Origin of the sequence: Williamsia sp. CHRR-6, from assembly GCF_018474015.1 — a bacterium.
Taxonomy (GTDB): Bacteria; Actinomycetota; Actinomycetes; order Mycobacteriales; family Mycobacteriaceae; genus Williamsia_A.
Genome location: NZ_JAHCSG010000001.1, coordinates 1,286,378 through 1,303,518 on the forward strand (window position 1 = coordinate 1,286,378; position 17,141 = coordinate 1,303,518).

Genomic DNA, 17,141 nt, shown 5'->3' on the forward strand with positions numbered 1-17,141 from the left:
CAACAGCCACCCCGCTCGTCAGGACCGGCCGCGCGGAACCGATCGAGCCGTGTCCACGTCCAAGGAGGCAGAGCAAGCGGCCGGAGTCGCGGTTGATCGCGGCGCCATCCAGTTCCACGTCTCAACAACCCGGTCAGAATGGAAGGAGCACTACCTGATGGGTGAAAAGCTCGAAGTGTCGCCAGGCGAGCTGTACGGGGCAGGTGCTTACGTTCGCGTCCTGGGCGACAACACCAAAGCCGCAGCCGACATGGTCCGCACATCAGCGGCACCGAACTCGGATGACTTCCGGGGTCTGATGCTGATCCTCAAGAACCCCGCACAGGTCCTCAGCGAGAACACTGCCACCAGGTTCACTGACCTGGCCACGCAGCTGAGCTCGACCGGATTTCACCTCGAGCAGGCGGCCTGGAACTACCAGGTGCAAGATCGGACGAATGCTGCGGGCCTAGCGCACACGATTTCCGCCAAGGACTACGGACCCGCGCAGGTGACCGAAGTACCCAACGCCATCTCGTACGGTCAGCCCCAGACGGTCGACACCACCGCACCCGCCAGCCACCCCGATGACCTCCGGTCTCTCATAGACTCCACCATGGGGTACCTCGCTGACGTCGATTCCAAGATCAAAGAAATTACCCAATACAGTTTGATCGAAAGCGCCATCGAGCCCCTCGCTGGGAACTGGAATGGACTGAAGACGATCGGCGACGCGTACGAGAAGGGCGGCAATGCGCTCGAATCGTCGGGGAACGATCTCACATCGTCTTCTTCGCGTCTCGATCCCACCTGGGACGGGTCTGCCGCGATCGCTTACGGCGAGTATTCTTCCAACCTCGCGCGTGGTCTGGTGTGGGAGGGTGCTGCGGGCCGGCTTCTCAAGCAGGGCCTTTACTTGGCAGCGGAAAAGATCGCCGAGGCGGTAAAGGCGGTATTGGAATACGTTAAGCGCGCGCTCGAGCAATTCGTAGACTTTGGCTCGGTCAAGGGGACCGTCAAGACGCTGGCCAAACAGTTTCCCGTGTTTGGACAGGCCTACACGGTTTACAAAGTCGAGGAGTTGGTTCAAGAGCTGGTTTCGACCGCGATGAAGATTTACGATGACACTGTCAAGACTGTCGAGGCGGTACAAGAGTTTCTTGATTTTGCAAAGGATCCGATCGGATACGTCAAGCAATCGGCAGAAGATCAGATCCAGCAGCGAATCAACGAGAAAGTCGGGCCGTACAAGGATGCCCTCGACAAGGGGAAGCAGACAGTTGACAACGCCAGGGATCTGGCAACGGTGGCAGACTCGCGCGGTATCACTGACAGACCAAACGCGGCCTATGACGCCGGTAACCAGTGGGATGATGCACGATGATCAAAGTGATTCTCAGTCTTCTTCTTATCTTCTTCGTGGCATCAGGCTGCGCGTCGGACAAGATGCAAGATTCCAAGAAGTACGCAGCAGAAACAATTACTCCAGATCAGCTTTGCACATTACTCAAGCCGGTGGACTTGACGTCGGTTCTGGGTGCCGACGAGAGCGCCTACAACACTCCGGTCCCCAAGACAGACAGGGAGTTTCGGGAGTGCGAATGGTCGACGGGCATCCGGTCCGTTACCTACAGAATTTGGAAGCCACCGACACCCGATATCTTTCCAAGGATCGCCCGCACACGGTTCGAAGTGAGAAAGGGTTGGACCGCCTACGTCGCCGTGTCGGTAGCCAGATCGGGTTGCGGCGCCACTATCGCGCGTGATCCAAAAACCGTCTACTTCCTGGGCGTCAGCTACTATGCATTTGGCACGTACCAAGAGGGTGACTGCAAATTACTTGCAGCGTCGGCAAATAAGATTCTCGATGCAGTTCGATTCTGACGGGTGAGGTATAGATGTCTAACCCAGGCGTAGAACGGCTTTTCGCCGAAAAGCTTGCCAAAATCCACGAGGCCGCAGCTCGGCTCGAGAGCACCGTTCGGCAGGTGAACAACATGGAGTTTCCACCTATCGTCGATCATTCGAACGGCGATCCGAGAAGGACGCCCGAATATCAGCAGGAGCTCAAGCGCCGCTTGGAGATCGCTCTGAACGAGTGGCACGAGGACAACGGTTGGACAGCCGAGCTGCCTGCCGATGAGCGTTCCGAGCTGATCAGCCGTATCGAAAGCGATCTGCACCGCCGATCGGGCTGAGCAGCTCTCGACGACGGAGCCGCGCACGGCCGGTGTGCTGCCGCAGCCAACCAGGCGGCTGGCGGTCTCCCCGGTCACCCGGGAAACCCGATTGCGTGCAGGTGCGATCATGGACACCGTGAGCAGACCGCACGTGTCCCCCGTCAACTCCGACCTCAAGCCGTTGGAGCAGTCATCCAAGCTGCGCAACGTCTGCTACGAGATCCGTGGCCCGGTACACGCGCACGCCGCGCGGTTGGAGGCCGAGGGCCACCGCATCCTCAAACTCAACATCGGCAACCCGGCCCTGTTCGGGTTCGAGGCGCCCGACGTGATCATGCGCGACATGATCCACGCCCTGCCTTACTCCCAGGGCTACTCGGAGTCTGCGGGCGTGCTCTCGGCGCGCCGAGCTGTGGTCACCCGCTATGAGACCATCCCCGACTTCCCGTTCTTCGACGTCAACGACGTGCTGCTGGGCAACGGGGTCTCCGAGCTGATCACCATGACCATGCAGGCGCTGCTCGACGACGGTGACGAGGTGCTGATCCCGGCACCGGACTACCCGCTGTGGACGGCCATGACCGCACTCTCAGGCGGCAAACCGGTGCACTACCTGTGCGACGAGGACAACGACTGGAACCCCGACATCGCCGACATCGAGGCGAAGATCACCCCGCGCACCAAAGCGCTGCTGGTCATCAACCCCAACAACCCCACCGGAGCGGTGTACTCGCGCGAAGTGCTCACCCAGCTCGCCGACATCGCCCGTAAACACTCGCTGCTGCTGCTGGCCGACGAGATCTACGACAAGATCATCTACGACGACGCCCAGCACATCTCCATCGCCTCACTGGCGCCAGACCTGCTGTGCCTCACCTTCAACGGGCTGTCCAAGGCGTACCGCGTGTGCGGCTACCGCGCCGGGTGGGTGGCCATCACCGGCCCCAAGGACCACGCCGCCGGCTTCATCGAGGGCCTCAACCTGTTGGCGTCCACCCGGTTGTGCGCCAACGTGCCCGCCCAACACGCAATCCAGGTGGCACTCGGCGGCTACCAGAGCATCGACGACCTGGTGAAGCCGGGCGGGCGCCTACTGGAACAGCGCAACGCCACCTGGGAGAAACTCAACCAGATCCCCGGCGTCAGTTGCGTCAAACCGATGGGCGCGCTGTATGCGTTCCCCAAGATCGACCTGGATCACTTCAACATCCACGACGACGAACTGCTGGTCCAGGACCTGCTGCTGCGCGAGAAGATCCTCGTGGTGCAGGGCACCGGGTTCAACTGGCCCCGGCCCGATCACCTGCGCATCGTCACGCTGCCGTGGACCCGTGATCTGATCGACGCCATCGAACGGTTGGGCAACTTCCTGTCCGGCTATCGACAGTGATCGCCGAACGCATCTTTCGGATTTCTACATCACATCCTGCGGCTGGTAAATCCGCGTCGCATCGGGCAAGATGATGCCCGTGGCTCCGCGTCAGCGGACCATGCTCATCACAGGGGAGACAGATGAGCCCGGGGGGAGCCGGAGAACGATCACACGCGCTGCGTGCGTGATGTCGTGTCTCCGTGCGCTGATTGTTCTAGGGGGACGGCGTGCGTTGCCGTTTGTGCGAATCCGACCGACTGCTGAGTGTTCTCGACCTCGGCGCCACGCCACCATGCGAAAAGTTCTTGGCCGCAGACGAACTCGATCTGCCCGAGCCGACCTACCCGCTGCACCTGCGGCTGTGTGAAGACTGCCTGCTGCTGCAGATCCCGGCGCTGATCACGCCGGAGGACACCTTCACCGAATACGCCTACTTCTCGTCGTTCTCCGACAGCTGGGTGGCCCACGCCCGCGATTTCGTCACCGCATCCATCGAACGCCTGGGCCTGGGTGGCGACTCGTTCGTGGTGGAGGTGGCCAGCAACGACGGCTACCTGTTGCGCCACGCCGTCGACGCCGGGGTGCGCTGCCTGGGCATCGAACCCAGCGTGAACGTGGGCGCCGCCGCCCGCGAACGAGGCGTGCCCACCGAAACCGCGTTCCTGGACGAGCAACTGGCACAACGCGTTCGAACCGAACACGGACCGGCCGACCTGGTGGTGGCCAACAACGTCTACGCCCACATCCCCGACCTGCTGGGATTCACCCGGGCGTTGCGCGGGCTGGTGGCCGACGACGGCTGGGTGAGCATCGAGGTGCACCACGCGCTGAACCTGGTGACGCTGGCCCAGTTCGACACCGTCTACCACGAGCACTTCCAGTACTACACCGTGCTCTCGGCCATCCGGGCGCTGGCCACCGCCGACCTCGCAGTGGTCGACGTCGAAGAACTGAGCACCCACGGCGGATCCATCCGGGTGTGGGCGCGTCCGGTGGGCGCCGCGCAGGCCCCCAGTGAGCGGGTGGCACAGGTGTTGGCCCGCGAGGAGGCGGCCGGCCTGCACCATGTGGACGGCTACCTGGCGTTGCGTCCGCAGACCGAGAAGGTGCGCCACGACCTGTTGCGATTCCTGTTGGAGTGCAAAGACTCCGGGCGCACGGTGGTCGGCTACGGCGCACCCGGCAAGGGCAACACACTGCTCAACTACTGCGGGATCCGCACCGACCTGCTGCCCTACACCGTCGACCGCAATCCGTACAAGCACGGTCGCTACACCCCGGGCACCCGGATTCCCATCCTGCATCCCGACGAGATCGCCAAGGACCGGCCCGACGTGGTGCTGGTGCTGCCGTGGAACCTGGCGTCTGAGCTGACCGAGCAGTTGTCTTTCATCTCCGAATGGGGCGGGCAGCTGGCCTTCCCACTTCCCACCCTGCAGATCGTCACCCCAGAGAGGTCCGCGTCATGAAAGTTGTTCTGTTCTGCGGTGGATACGGCATGCGGATGCGCAACAGCTCCGACGACGTGATCCCCAAACCCATGCAGATGGTCGGTCCGCGTCCACTGATCTGGCACGTGATGCGCTACTACGCGCACTTCGGGCACACCGAGTTCATCCTCTGCCTGGGCTACGGTGCCGGCCACATCAAGAACTATTTCCTCAACTACGACGAGGCCGAGTCCAACGACTTCGTGATGCACGGCGGCAAGGTGGACCTGCTGGGCAGCGACATCAGCGACTGGACCATCACCTTCGTCGACACCGGCCTGGAATCGGCGATCGGAGAACGACTTCGGCGGGTGCGTGAGCATCTCGGCACCGACGAGTACTTCTTGGCCAACTACGCCGACGTGCTGACCGACGCGCCGCTGAACACCATGATCGACACCGTGCGCGCCTCGGGCGCGGCGGCGTCGATGATGTTGGTGCCGCCGCAGTCGTCGTTCCACTGCGTCAACGTCACCGACAGCGGTACCGTCACCGACATCACCCCGGTTTCGGAGTTCCCCATCTGGGAGAACGGCGGGTTTTTCGTGCTGACTCAGACGGTGTTCGACCTCATCCCGGCCGGCGGCGACCTGGTGGCCGATGCCTGCATGCGGCTGGCCGCGGAGGGAAAGCTGTACGGCTACAAGCACCTCGGCTTCTGGAAGCCGGCCGACACGTTCAAAGAGCGCGCCGACCTGGAGAACGGCTACCACCGCGGCGACCGGCCCTGGATGGTGTGGGACGGCCGTGACGAGCCCACCCCGATCGCCCCACCAGTACGCGCGGTCGCGTCGGTTTCATGACAGGCCGGGTCTCGTGATCGGGCTGGTCCCAGCCGAACTCACCGAAATCGCGGTGGTCGGCGCGCACTGCGACGACATCGCGATCGGCCTCGGCGGCACCCTGTTGACCCTGACCGCAGCCCACCCCGAGCTGACCGTTCGGGCGCTGGTGCTCACCGGCGGCGGCACCGTCCGCGAAGCCGAGGAGCGGGCCGCGCTGGCCGAGTTCTGCGGTCCCAGCGTCGATCTCACCGTCTGCGACCTCCCCGACGGCCGCACCCCCGCGCATTGGGCGGCGGTCAAGGAAGCACTGCACGCCTTCCGGTTACGCAGCTCGGCGCAGATCGTGTTCGGCCCGCACCGCCACGACGCCCACCAGGATCATCGGCTGCTGGCCGAACTGTTGCCCACCGAGTTCCGTGACCAGCTGATCCTCGGTTACGAGATCGCCAAGTGGGAGACCGACACCCCCACCCCGACGTTCTTCCACCCGATCGACACCGCTGTGGCCGAGGAGAAGTCACGACTTCTACACGTGCACTACATCACTCAGCTCGATCACGACTGGTTTGACCGAGACGCTTTTCTGGGTCTCACCCGGCTGCGCGGCATCCAATGTCACGCGGCCCATGCCGAAGCGTTCGTCGCCGAGAAGGCGATGCTGCACCTACGTCCCGTCTCGACCCAGGAGTCACAACGATGAAGGTTTTGATCACCGGCCACCTCGGCTACCTCGGCACCGTGATGGTGCCGCTCGTCGCCGCCGCCGGCCACGAGGTGGTGGGGTTGGACTCCGGCCTGTTCGCCGACTGCATCCTGGGCCCAGCGCCCACCGATCCACCCTCGATCGACACCGACCTGCGTGACGTCACCGTCGATCAGCTGCGTGGGTTCGACGCGGTGATCCACCTTGCGGCGCTGTCGAATGATCCGCTGGGAGCGTTGGATCCGCAGATCACCTACGACATCAACCACCACGCCTCGGTGCGGTTGGCGCGACTGGCCAAGGAGGCCGGGGTGGCGCGGTTCCTGTACGCGTCCACCTGCTCGGTCTACGGTTCCGCCGGTGACGGCCTGGTCACCGAGGACGCACCGCTGCGCCCGCTCACCCCGTACGCCGAGAGCAAGGTGCGGGTCGAAGACGATGTGGCAGCGATGGCCGACAGCAGCTTCACTCCGGTGTTCCTGCGCAACGCAACAGCTTTCGGCTTCTCTCCGCGACTGCGCGCTGACATCGTGCTCAACAACCTGGTCGGGCATGCGGTGCTGACCGGATCGGTGAAAGTGCTCTCCGACGGCACCCCGTGGCGTCCGCTGGTACACGCCCAAGACATCGCGCAGGCCTTCGTGCTGGCGCTCGACGCACCGATCGAGACCATCAACTGTGTGGCGTTCAACGTGGGCACCGAGGACAACAATCTCACCGTTGCCGAGATCGCCGGTGCCGTGGTCGATGTGGTGCCGGGGTCACAGCTGCTGATCACCGGTGAGAGCGGTGCCGATCCCCGTTCCTACCGTGTCGATTTCAGCCGCATCCGCGCCGCTTTGGGCTATGACGCGCAATGGTCGGTGCCGCGTGGCGCCCAGGAGCTCTACGACCACTACACCGCCGCCGCGCTGAGCGCCGACGACTTCTTCACCCTCTTCACACGGCTGCCGCACCTGCAAAAGCTGCGCGACGCCGGGGTGTTGGACCAGAGCATGCGCCGCACCCGCACCCACGTGTGATCGGCGAACGCATGCCTGAGTGCTCAGCCCACCAGTTCCGCCCGCACCTGCGCCCAGGAGGCGGCGGTGCGGTCGCGCGTGGAGACGACGGTGATCGGGACCGGCCAGGCGATGGCCAACTCGGGGTCGTCGAAACGCACGCCGATGTCCTCGGTGGGATCATGCGGACGGTCGATGCGGTAGCAGACATCGGCCACTTCCGTCAGCGCCTGAAAGCCGTGCAGAAAACCCGGCGGCACGAACAGATGACGAAAGTCGTTGTCGTCGAGCAGGAATGCCTGCTGCACGCCGAAGGTGGGCGAGTGCGGTCGAATGTCGACCAGCACGTCGTGGACGGCGCCGTGCGCGCAACGCACCAGCTTGGCCTCGCCACGTCCGCGACGCCCGTGCATGCCGCGCACCACACCCGCCACCGACCGCGACTGCGAATCCTGGGTGAAGCTCGCCGATGCGCCGACGACGCCCACGGCGGCGTCGAACTCCTCGGTGTCGAAGGTTCGGGTGAACAGTCCTCGCTCGTCGCGAAACGGCTGCGGGGTCATCACCAGCACATCGGCCAGGTCGGTCGTCTCGATACGCACCGGCCAATTGTGCACCCCGCTGCGGCGGGTCCCGGAACCCCGGTGGCAGTGCGATGAGGTGCCGAGGCTGTGGCAGCGACGGCTGCGTCACGGTGCTCGACGTGGGCCGCGTCCCCGCGGCCGACCATTTCCCCTCGGCCACCGAACCGTTCGACCCGTCCGAGAACGCCAACCCGTTGGCAATGGCGGTGTGCCCGACGTGTGGTCTGGCGCAGCTGGAGGACGACGACACGGTGACCGACGAGCCGCGCGGCATCGAACCGCAGGCACTGCGGGATCAGGCCGAGGCAGCCGTCTCCGATGTGGCGGCAGCGGGATTGCTGCACGGCGGCACGGTCGCCGAGTTCGGCAGCCCGCACGGCGGTACCTGGCTGCCGCTGCTCACCGAGCGCGGCTTCACCCCGATCGACTCAGCCCGTAGCGGCGCCGCCGACGTGGTGCTCGACTGCTTCGGTATCATGCACGACGCCGACCAGTCAGCGGCGTTCGCGCGCCGGGCCGCGCTCACCGCGCCCACCGGCGTGCTGCTGCTGCAGTTCCACAGCATCACCACCATCGTCACCGAGGGCCAGTGGAATGCTCTGCGGCACGGACATTTTGCGTATTACTCGCTGACCTCCATCACGCGATTGTTGGCGCGACAGGCGATGGTGGTCACCCGCGTCTGGGAATACGACCTCTACGGCGGCACCATCCTGCTGGCCGCCGCACACGCGGCCACCGGCGCACAACCAGACGAGTCGGTGCACCGCATCCTCACCCGCGAGGAACACGCTCGCGTCGACGACCCGGGCTATACCGCCGCACTGCAACAGATCTGCACTGCCCAATGGGACGACCTGCGGGGTTGGCTCGTCGATGCATCAGCCCGCGGGCAGCGGGTGTACGCCTACGGTGCGGCGTCGCGGGCGGTGGCACTGTTCAGCGGGGCACGCCTCACCTCACATCTACTGTGCGGGGTGGCCGATGCCTCACCCGGCAAACAGGGTCGCCGAATGCCGGGCACCGACATCCCGATCATCAGCCCGGAGGAACTGGTGGCGGCCACCCCCGACGCTGTGTTGGTCACCGTGCCCGACCTGGTCGACGAGGTGGCGCGCCGCTTTCCCACGCTGGCCCCCATGCTGTGTACCGAGCCGAAGAAGGTGTCCGCATGACCGACATGAGCACCCACCCGGTGACCGCACCGGTCACTGGGCGACGCGACTTCACCCGAAGCAACCAGATCCAGGCCCGGCTGCACGAGATGGTGCCCGGCGGGGCTCACACCTACGCCCGTGGTGCCGACCAGTATCCGGAGGCAATGGCGCCGATCATCGCGCGCGGCCACGGGTCACGTGCGATCGACGTCGACGGCAACGAGTTCGTCGAGTACGGGATCGGTTTGCGCGCAGTCACTCTCGGACACGGATTTGCCCCGGTGGTGGCAGCGGTGACCGACGTCATCACCCGCGGCGTCAACTTCAGCCGGCCGACCTATCTGGAACATCAAGCGGCTGAGGACTTCTTGCAGCTGGTGCCGACCGCCGACATGGTGAAGTTCGCCAAGAACGGGTCGGACGCCACCACCGCAGCCATCCGGTTGGCCCGGGCAGCCACCGGCCGCGAGGGCGTGGGCGCCTGCACGCAACCGTTCTTCTCCGTCGACGACTGGTTCATCGGGTTGAGCCCGATGAACGCTGGGATACCCGCCAGCACCACTGATCCGGTGTACCGCTTCCACTTCAACGACATCTCGTCGGTGGAGGCGATGTTCGACGACCATGGTCCCGACCTGGCGTGCGTCATCCTGGAGGCGGCGACGTCCACCGCAGAACCCACGCCGGGGTTCCTGGAAACGCTTCGGGCCCTGTGTGATCGGCATGGCACAGTGTTGATCTTCGACGAGATGATCACCGGGTTCCGGTGGTCCGAGCACGGCGCGCAGTCGCTGTACGGGGTGGTGCCCGACCTGTCGACGTGGGGCAAGGCGATGGGCAACGGCTTCCCGATCGCGGCGTTGGCCGGTAAACGTGAACTGATGGAGCTCGGTGGGCTGAACACCGATGCCCATCGCGTGTTCCTGCTGTCCACCACGCACGGCCCCGAGTCGGCGTCGCTGGCGGCGTTCCGCGCGGTGGTCGCCACCTACGCCACCAGCAACCCCATTGCCACGATGACCCGGTTCGGCACCCTGCTGCGCGATGGGGTCAACGAGCGCGCCGTCGCCGCCGGGGTGGGTGGACACGTCTCGGCGATCGGTCGCCCGGCCAGCCTGGTGTTCACCACCGCCGATACCGATGGTGTTGCCTCACAGGCGTTTCGGACGTTGTTCATGCAGGAGCTGATCGACCACGGCGTGCTCGGACAGTCGTTCGTGTGTTCGGCCGCCCACACCGACACCGACCTCGAGATCACCCTGCATGCCGTGGAACAGGCGCTGCGGGTGTACCGCCGCGCACTGGAGGCGGGCTCGGTCGACGGGCTGCTACGTGGCCGCCCCGTGGCACCGGCGTTGCGCGCCACCGCCGCACCCCGTCGCCTGCGTACATCGCAGTAAAAGCTACGCGCCGCGCACGAGTCAGGGCACACCGCTTGGGTTGCGTTGCTGGGTCGCTGACGCAGTTCAGCAGCCTGATTGCAATCCGGCCCGGATGAATCCAGCGGTCTGGTAGACGTATGCGTAAGGCCAGTAGAACGGTGAGACCCGTTGTGGGCTCTGCGCCATCACGATCCTCCCCGGGAAACATCGGCCCACGATGTAGCGGGCCCGGGAGATGTGGGGCCGAAATGTCACAACGATCACCGTGCGCCATCCCCGCTGGCGGGCCAGATCCCGAAGCTTCTGCGCCTCACCGCGAGTCGTCGACGGGTCGGGTTGAAAACAGTCCACCCGAACCCCGGGCCGAGGCCGACACAACCCGGTGTCGTCGAGGAAATGCTTCGGGTTGGACATCACCAGGTCTGGTGCCAATCCCTGATCGGCCAGGCCGACCGCGTAGCGGTAGCGGGTCTCGCCACCGGCCCCACCGAGTACGAAGATGGCATCGGCCCTGCGCAATTCATCGGTGCGGGGGGTGACGTACACCGGGTGTCCCACGATCCCGGCCACGGTGGCCAGCACCAACGTCACCACCAGGGCGATGACGATTCGCCGACGCCTCACCCGCGGGCCAGTACCCGTTCGTAGAACGACAGCAGGGCGATGGTCGAACTCTCCCAGGACAGTTCGTTCTCCACACGCTCGCGACCGATCAGACCCATCTTCTCCCGACGCTCGGGATCGTCGAGCAGCGTCTCGATGCCCTCGGCGAATGCCGCGACATCGTTGGACCGTACGTAGATGGCCGCATCCCCGGCCGACACCCGCGCCTCCACCAGCTCGAAGGACACGAGCGGGCGGCCCATCGCCATGTATTCGACCACCTTGTTCATGGTCGACACGTCGTTGAGCGGGTTGTACGGATCCGGTGACAGGCACACGTCGGCAGTCGACAGGCAGCGCGCGACGAACTCGTCGGGCACCCGGCCGGTGAACTCCACGATGTCGGAGATCCCCAGCGAATCCGCCAGTGCCACCAACGAATCGAACTCGTCGCCCGATCCCATGATGATCGTGTGCAGGTCATCACGGCCCGACGAACGCAGGTGGGCGATGGCCCGCAGCGCGTAGTCCACCCCGTCCTGCGGTCCCATCACACCGAGATAGGCAGCCATGAACTGCTTTCCACGACGCAGGTCGGGATCGGGTGGGGTGGGCACGAAACGCGACAGGTCCGGCGCACTGCGCACCACCGTCACCGACTCGGGGTGGACCTTGCCGCGTTCGATGGCCACCCGCCGATAGCTGTGGTTGGTGGCGATCACCCCGTCGGCGGTGGCGTAGGTCAGCCGCTCCAACATCCGGGTGACCGCCAACAACGCCGGACCCACCCGATTGGTCGGCGAGAAACGGGATTCGAACAGCTCGGGCACCAGGTCGTGCTGGTCGTAGACGAAACGGGCTCCCCAAGGCCGCAACAGCAACCCCAGCGGGAAGAAGAAGTCCGGCGGGTTGCAGGCATGCAGGACGTCGATGCGTCGACTGCAACGCACCTTCAGCAACAGCCGCAGGGTGTGCGCGAGGGCCATCACGTACTCCCGCGGATACCCGGCCGGACCGCCAGTGGCCGCGCGCAGCGGGTACCGCAGGATCCGCACGCCGTCGATGACCACCTCACGCTCGGTGTCGGTGGTGCGGCCCAACGGGCAGATCACCGTCACGTCGTAGCCGGCGTCCACCAGCGCGCGGCTCTCCTGCCACACCCGACGATCCATCGGCACCGACAGGTTCTCCACCAGCACCACGATGTGGCGGCGGTCGGTGCGCATCGGCGACAACCGACCGCGCAACCGCGTCAACCCGTCCTGGATCCGGTTCTTCACCGGGTGGATCGATCGCAGCACACCCGGTACGAGGTACACGCCGAGCAGCAGCAGCACCGAGCGCAGCGTGATCCGTTGGCGCAACGCACCACGCGCAGCCGACCGCGCCGAGTGGTCGTCGCCGGACAGCAGCGCCCAGCGGGCGCGCCGGATCTCGCGGTGCGCCCGCATACCCCGCAGGTGCCCGGCCAACAGTTGGGCGTGGCGTGGGTCATCCAGCGGCTGAACCGATTCGAACGATCGCTCCAGGGCGTCCTCGAACGCCTCCACGTGCTCGGCCCCACGTGAGATCGAGTCGTCCCGAATGCGGTAGCGGGCCAGTTTGTCCGGCAACACCCGGACGTCGTAGTGCTGGGTGAGCCGCAGCCAGATGACCACCGACTCGTCGACGTTGTCCAGGCCGGGGTCGTAACCCTGCACCGCCCACCACGCGTCGGCCCGGATGGCTGCGGTGTAGTAAGGCACAAAGCCACCGACCACGTCGCCGAAGCTCAAAGCGTGCAGCGGGTTCGGTGCGCGTTTGATGCCGACCGACCGCAGGTACCCGATCGGCAGGTCCGCCCCTGCGGCGTCGAAACGCACGGCGTCCACGCCCACCGCAGCCACCTCGGGGTTGGTGATCAAGAACTCGGCCACCCGCAGGCAGAAGTCGGGCAGCAGATGGTCGTCACTGTCGAGGACCACGAAGTACCGACCGCGGGCCTGTGCAGCGGCGGCCATCACCCCACCGACGTACCCTTGGTTCTCCTGGCGCACCAATCGGATTCGACTGTCGTGGGTGTAGCGACCCACGATCTCGGCCATCTCCTCGGAGTTGCCGTTGTCGACGATCACCAGTTCCCAGTCGATCCACGTCTGGGCCAGCACCGAGGCGATGGTGGCCTCGATGTAGTGCTCCGTGCGGTAGGCCGTGGTCAGAAAACTGAACGTCGGGACGCCCGGGTGCCGCAGTGTCACCAGCCGATGCCGATGTAATCAGGGCCCAGGCGGCGCTGTTCGGCGCCGGGCAGGCGAACCAGGTCGATGATGATCGTGCCGGGGCGAGCCCGGTCCACCGCTTCCACGACCTCGGGGTCGTTGGTGGCCGCGACCAGGATCTCGGCGTGCTCCAGCACGGTGTCGATGTCGTCGGTGAGCAACTGCCCCACGTGCGGGAGATGGCCGGTGATGTACTCCCGGTTGGCCCCCACCAGGTGCGACAGTGCGACGTTGGCGTCGTGGACCTGCACGTCGAATCCCTTGCCCAGCAGGCGTTCGGCCAGCTCGACGAGCGGGCTCTCACGCAGATCGTCGGTTCCGGACTTGAACGACAGTCCAAAGATGCCCACCTTGCGGCGGCCGATCCCCACGATCATCTCCACCACGCGGCGCACCTGCGCCTCGTTGGACACCATGATGTTTGCGATCACCGGGATGTCGAGGTTGCGCTGGCGGGCGGTGTGCATCAACGCGCGGACGTCCTTGGGCAGGCACGAGCCGCCGAAGGCGAACCCGGGCCGCAGGTAGGCGTCGCTGATGTTGAGTTTGGTGTCGGAGAGGAAGATGTCCATCACCGCATGCGAGTCCAGTCCCAGCTGCGCGCAGATGGTTCCGATCTCGTTGCCGAAAGCCACCTTCAACGCGTGAAAGCTGTTGTCGGCGTACTTGGTCATCTCGGCAACCTTGATCGGCACCCGAAACCGCTTGCCGGACAGGCCCTGGTACAGGTCCATCACCAGTTCGCCGCTGCGCGCGTCGGTTTCGCCCACCACCGTCTTGGGCGGGGTCATGAAGTCACGAACGCTGCTGCCCTCACGCAGGAACTCGGGGTTGACGCACACCCCGAAGTCCACTCCGGCCCGCTTGCCCGACTCACGTTCCAGGATGGGGATCAGGACGTCTTCGCAGGTGCCCGGGACCATGGTGCTGCGGTAGGCCACCACATGGAAACCGTCTTTGACCGCCAACGCGCGACCGATGTCGGCGCTGGCACGTTCGAGGTACTGGGTGAGCAGGCCGCCACCGGAGGCCGACGGTGTACCCACGCAGACCATCGAGATGTCGGTTCCCAGAACGGCATCGAGGACGTCGCCGGTGACGGTCAGCATGCCGTCGTCGACCACACTCTTGGTGAGTTCGCCGATGCGCTCTTCGATGACCGGCGCCTTGCCCTCCCGCAGGAACGACATCTTGGCCGGGTTCACGTCCACCCCGATGACGCGGTGCCCGCGGGCAGCGAAGCACGCCGCGGACACGCACCCGACGTAGCCGAGACCGAAGACGCTGATCGACGGCGCCGGACCGACGCCTGCCCCCAGGTATTCCGGGTCACGGGCAGTGTCGCCCACCAGAAGAGTCATGTGGTTCCCCCCACAGTCGCAAAAAGTCCCCCGTTGTCAGGTCGGTGGACCAGCCACCCGAACCTGACCTTCACGCCTGGTGTCGATGACACCCCGCTGCTGCACCCCTCCGCGCGACAGCGTCACCACAATGTCTCCACCGTGATGATGCGCTTCCACTCGGAAGCCTATCTCAACATCGCTAGTTTCCGATATCGGATCTCGGGTGACCAGAGTCGCGATCACGGTGGGCAGCGCGCATTGCTGTCCCGACATTCCCATCCACCAGGAAGGAGTGCGCGATTCCAAACGATCAGACCAGAATCCGTGTCCACTTGCTTCGTCGCCCCGCGTCGCGAATTCTGCCATCGGTTGTGTCGCAAATGTCGCTATCCGGGCAATGTCACGATCGTGAATTCGCAATACAGTTTCGTCTGAGGCTGTTCTGCGAATGTCGACCTCGGGAGGCAGCGGCCACGTGAGTTTCAGATCGTGGCGGCCGGTACCGGACAGCAGATCGACCACCAGCACCGCGTCGAGGGGCACCCAGGACGACAACTCCGACCCCGGCGGCGGCGCCACCACCCAGCGGCGGTGCACCACCGGAGCCCGACCCACCGCGTAACCGTCGTGTTCGGCGTCGACCACTCCGCGCTCGAGATCAACCGCCCGCACCCGGGTGCGGGCATGACGCGTCCACAGGAACGCACCGGCCATCTCGGACTGATCTGAACCGTCCACAGTGACGGTCGCATGTGCCTGGGTTCCGCGCATCACGGTGCGCCACTGCGGATGTCCGTAGTAGCTGCCCGTGCCCGGATCGCCGATCACCTCGTGTCCGTCGAGGGCCACGGTGACGCCCAGCGCGTCGGCGTGCCCGTGCGCGGCGATGGCCAGGAACCCCAGCGGCCCGACGTCGACGGTCACCCGGCGCCCGGCTGATCGCAGCACCACCACGCCGCCGTCGGCGAAATAGGCACTCTCACCGTGCACCTGGGCCGACGACGGACGTCGCAACGACAGCGGGGCCAGCCGGGTGGCCGCGAACCAGGCCCGTGCCGCGCTCACCACTGTCGGGTCATCGGCCGGCGCACCGCGCAATCCGGCCACCAGATCGAGATGTTCGGCCACCGAGCGCAGTGGCTCAGCACCCAGGCGCAGCGCGAACCCCTCGTCGTCGTCACCGAACCGCGGTTGCGGGTCACCCACCTGCGCCAGGAACTGCGCGCCGCGCAGCACGGCGTCGGTCAGCTCCGGCGGCGCAACCCCGTCGCGGTCCCCCCACAGTGCGATGGCCACGGCGAACAGCTCAGCGGTGAAGATCTGATACCCCACCGCCTGTTCGGCGCCCACACCGTCGGGGTGGATCTGCCGGTCGGCCTGGCCGACCAACTCCGCGCGGGCCACCCGCTCCCAGTGCGGCGCATCGGGCAGATCGGGGAACAGCGTCGCCACCGTGGCCAACCCGACCAGCTCGCCGATCAGATGGTTGTTGGCCGAGGAGAACCGCGACCGCTCCCGCTCACACCGCGTCGCCGATTCGGCCAGCAGCTCCACGATCGCCGCGTAGCGCTCGGCGGTGAGCAGTTCACTGTCGCGGACCCCGGCCACCGCGATCGCCACCGACACCGCCCGCACGCCGGCCTCGAACGCCCCTCGCCACGCGATACCCACGCCGGGCGGATTGGCCGTCATCCACGAGTCGAGTTGGTCGAACAGCGCGCGGGTGTACTTTTCGTCGCCGGTGAACAGCCAGGCTTGGGCCAGCAGGGGCAGGTGCTGCAACCGGTTGAGCTCCCAGATCCACTTGGGGTCGCCGTCGGCGGTCCGGTGATCGATGCCCGCGGCCGGCGCCACCGGCCAATGCACACCCGACACCGGGTCGTGGTTCCAGTCGATCGGCCGATTCAGCTGCACCCCGGGGTATCCGAAATACTGGAACCGCAGCTCACAGGCGTCGTCGGCCGCGGCGAGCACATACTCGACGAGCTGGGGGTGGGCGGCGGCGATCTCGTGCGCGCGACCCCGGTCGAGGAACACCGGGCGGTGTCGGGCCGCGCGGAAGTCGGCCAGCGATGCCGCCACAGCGTGCGCGTGCAGGCCAGGCACCGCGCGGTGCGCTCGGACACGGGTGGCGATCTGCGAGGTGACGCGCCAGCCGATCTCGGCGGGCGACATCGTGCGCAGGCGTCGGGCATACCAGGAGAGTCGAGCCACACCACGGACTGTAGACGGCACCGCATGCGGCACGATGGTCGCAAAGGGTGCGCTCTGACTGGGGCGTACCCCACCTGCCACCGACGAACG

The 17,141-nt window shown here is 65.8% G+C and carries 15 protein-coding genes; 10 read left to right on the forward strand and 5 right to left on the reverse strand.

The features are described from left to right. Nucleotides 1–49 precede the first annotated feature (49 nt). The 8 genes from KIK15_RS05710 to KIK15_RS05745 all read left to right on the forward strand — a co-directional run bounded on the left by KIK15_RS05710 (nt 50) and on the right by KIK15_RS05745 (nt 7,531). A complete protein-coding gene (locus KIK15_RS05710; RefSeq protein ID WP_214243109.1) occupies nt 50–1,363 on the forward strand; it encodes a hypothetical protein in 1,314 nt (437 codons plus the stop codon). Further along, nucleotides 1,360–1,863 carry a hypothetical protein gene (locus KIK15_RS05715; RefSeq protein WP_214243110.1) on the forward strand — a complete coding sequence of 168 codons (504 nt, stop codon included), beginning with the start codon at nt 1,360–1,362 and terminating at the stop codon, nt 1,861–1,863. The genes KIK15_RS05710 and KIK15_RS05715 overlap by 4 nt, the downstream gene beginning before the upstream one ends. Before the next feature lie 14 nt (nt 1,864–1,877). After that, the gene (locus tag KIK15_RS05720) at nt 1,878–2,177 is read left to right on the forward strand and encodes a hypothetical protein (protein WP_214243111.1); all 300 of its coding nucleotides are present in this window, start codon (nt 1,878–1,880) and stop codon (nt 2,175–2,177) included. Between the two features lie 118 nt (nt 2,178–2,295). Beyond that, the gene (locus KIK15_RS05725; protein WP_307851746.1) at nt 2,296–3,549 is read left to right on the forward strand and encodes a pyridoxal phosphate-dependent aminotransferase; all 1,254 of its coding nucleotides are present in this window, start codon (nt 2,296–2,298) and stop codon (nt 3,547–3,549) included. 209 nt (nt 3,550–3,758) lie between these two features. After that, the gene (locus tag KIK15_RS05730) at nt 3,759–5,000 is read left to right on the forward strand and encodes a class I SAM-dependent methyltransferase (protein ID WP_214243113.1); all 1,242 of its coding nucleotides are present in this window, start codon (nt 3,759–3,761) and stop codon (nt 4,998–5,000) included. Further along, on the forward strand, nt 4,997–5,824 hold the full coding sequence (locus KIK15_RS05735) for a glucose-1-phosphate cytidylyltransferase (protein ID WP_214243114.1): 828 nt from the start codon (nt 4,997–4,999) through the stop codon (nt 5,822–5,824). Before KIK15_RS05730 ends, KIK15_RS05735 begins: the two co-directional genes overlap by 4 nt. 13 nt (nt 5,825–5,837) lie before the next feature. Then, nucleotides 5,838–6,506, forward strand: coding sequence for a PIG-L deacetylase family protein (locus tag KIK15_RS05740; protein WP_214243115.1), 669 nt, complete (start codon nt 5,838–5,840; stop codon nt 6,504–6,506). Next, a complete protein-coding gene (locus KIK15_RS05745) occupies nt 6,503–7,531 on the forward strand; it encodes an NAD(P)-dependent oxidoreductase (RefSeq protein WP_214243116.1) in 1,029 nt (342 codons plus the stop codon). The genes KIK15_RS05740 and KIK15_RS05745 overlap by 4 nt, the downstream gene beginning before the upstream one ends. A 23-nt stretch (nt 7,532–7,554) precedes the next feature. On the opposite strand, the gene rfbC is transcribed toward KIK15_RS05745, so the two are convergent. Next, on the reverse strand, nt 7,555–8,112 hold the full coding sequence (gene rfbC, locus KIK15_RS05750) for a dTDP-4-dehydrorhamnose 3,5-epimerase (protein ID WP_214243117.1): 558 nt from the start codon (nt 8,110–8,112) through the stop codon (nt 7,555–7,557). Between the two features lie 53 nt (nt 8,113–8,165). On the opposite strand from rfbC, the gene KIK15_RS05755 reads away from it, so the two are divergent. Continuing rightward, nucleotides 8,166–9,269: a class I SAM-dependent methyltransferase gene (locus KIK15_RS05755; protein ID WP_214243118.1), complete on the forward strand. Its 1,104-nt coding sequence runs from the start codon at nt 8,166–8,168 to the stop codon at nt 9,267–9,269. Then, a complete protein-coding gene (locus KIK15_RS05760; RefSeq protein ID WP_374222812.1) occupies nt 9,266–10,651 on the forward strand; it encodes a glutamate-1-semialdehyde 2,1-aminomutase in 1,386 nt (461 codons plus the stop codon). The genes KIK15_RS05755 and KIK15_RS05760 overlap by 4 nt, the downstream gene beginning before the upstream one ends. Nucleotides 10,652–10,717: 66 nt before the next feature. Here the strand turns inward: KIK15_RS05760 and KIK15_RS05765 are convergent, their stop codons facing one another. Genes KIK15_RS05765 through KIK15_RS05780 form a run of 4 tightly spaced genes read right to left on the reverse strand, consistent with a single transcriptional unit; the run spans nt 10,718 to nt 17,051 of the window. Further along, on the reverse strand, nt 10,718–11,257 hold the full coding sequence (locus KIK15_RS05765; RefSeq protein WP_307851747.1) for a YdcF family protein: 540 nt from the start codon (nt 11,255–11,257) through the stop codon (nt 10,718–10,720). Next, complete coding sequence (locus tag KIK15_RS05770) at nt 11,254–13,473, reverse strand: glycosyltransferase (protein WP_214243119.1); 2,220 nt, start codon at nt 13,471–13,473, stop codon at nt 11,254–11,256. Before KIK15_RS05770 ends, KIK15_RS05765 begins: the two co-directional genes overlap by 4 nt. Then, nucleotides 13,470–14,855 (reverse strand): nucleotide sugar dehydrogenase, encoded by a 1,386-nt coding sequence (locus KIK15_RS05775; RefSeq protein ID WP_214243120.1) that lies wholly within the window; start codon nt 14,853–14,855, stop codon nt 13,470–13,472. The genes KIK15_RS05770 and KIK15_RS05775 overlap by 4 nt, the downstream gene beginning before the upstream one ends. A gap of 36 nt (nt 14,856–14,891) precedes the next feature. Next, entirely contained in the window at nt 14,892–17,051 is a 2,160-nt protein-coding gene (locus tag KIK15_RS05780) for an alginate lyase family protein (protein WP_214243121.1), read from the reverse strand. Nucleotides 17,052–17,141 lie beyond the last annotated feature (90 nt).

Coding starts and splice junctions, on each gene's coding strand:
- KIK15_RS05715 (WP_214243110.1), top strand. CDS start 1,360: ATGATCAAAGTGATTCTCAGTCTTCTTCTTATCTTCTTCGTGGCATCA.
- KIK15_RS05720 (WP_214243111.1), top strand. CDS start 1,878: ATGTCTAACCCAGGCGTAGAACGGCTTTTCGCCGAAAAGCTTGCCAAA.
- KIK15_RS05735 (WP_214243114.1), top strand. CDS start 4,997: ATGAAAGTTGTTCTGTTCTGCGGTGGATACGGCATGCGGATGCGCAAC.
- KIK15_RS05745 (WP_214243116.1), top strand. CDS start 6,503: ATGAAGGTTTTGATCACCGGCCACCTCGGCTACCTCGGCACCGTGATG.
- KIK15_RS05755 (WP_214243118.1), top strand. CDS start 8,166: ATGAGGTGCCGAGGCTGTGGCAGCGACGGCTGCGTCACGGTGCTCGAC.
- KIK15_RS05760 (WP_374222812.1), top strand. CDS start 9,266: ATGACCGACATGAGCACCCACCCGGTGACCGCACCGGTCACTGGGCGA.
- KIK15_RS05775 (WP_214243120.1), bottom strand. CDS start 14,855: ATGACTCTTCTGGTGGGCGACACTGCCCGTGACCCGGAATACCTGGGG.